We start from the raw sequence: 631 nt of genomic DNA on the forward strand, positions 1-631 counted from the left end.
ACTAATTTTAGATATATGCCACTCAAGTGAGGTCATCGTTTTGTGGATTTCAAGCAGAAGTTGATCAGCATCTTGAACATCAACATTCTATCACCTTGTCACCTATTTCTTCAGAAAAAGAGACACAGCCTAAGCTGCGTCTTGTCCTTAATCAAGCGTTCCGTTTTCTGCAATCGTTATTTCCTTATCAAAGATGGCTTTGTCTGCTAGGGAGTTCGTTGAATCGTTTGCAGCTTTGCTTGTCATGTTTCTAGATGCTACGTTTACTTCATTTCCGAAGGAAGAACTGATAAAGCTTACTCCGATCAAAGCAATTACAGCGCACAAAGTCAGTTTAAATTTCATACAAACAATCCCCTCTCTGAATTTGTTTGCGGGCATGAACCATCTTTTTGAAACAGATAACAGAATCATCCATCTGCCCAATTTCAGTATAAAACTTTGCGGCTAATAATGCCAACTCTTCCATATAAGGATATCCTTGGGATGTCTCTAATTTGTTGAAAACATTTAATAAAATGGACGCTTCTCCTTTTTTGACAAACAGCGCCTGTAATCCTTCAAACATAATTTTAAATAGGCCATCGTCGAATTTACATGCGAAGCGTACGCCTTTTCTGAAACAATCCAT

At 38.0% G+C, this 631-nt stretch carries 1 protein-coding gene and 1 pseudogene; both read right to left on the reverse strand.

Annotated features, from left to right (window positions below):
* Nucleotides 1–147: 147 nt before the first annotated feature.
* Complete coding sequence (locus tag ACWHAR_RS28690) at nt 148–345, reverse strand: hypothetical protein (RefSeq protein ID WP_017695622.1); 198 nt, start codon at nt 343–345, stop codon at nt 148–150.
* Nucleotides 335–631, reverse strand: a pseudogene (locus tag ACWHAR_RS28695) (aspartate phosphatase); the annotation flags it as partial. The pseudogene ACWHAR_RS28695 and the gene ACWHAR_RS28690, both read right to left, overlap by 11 nt.

This window comes from Bacillus sp. LR--39 (genome assembly GCF_053613335.1).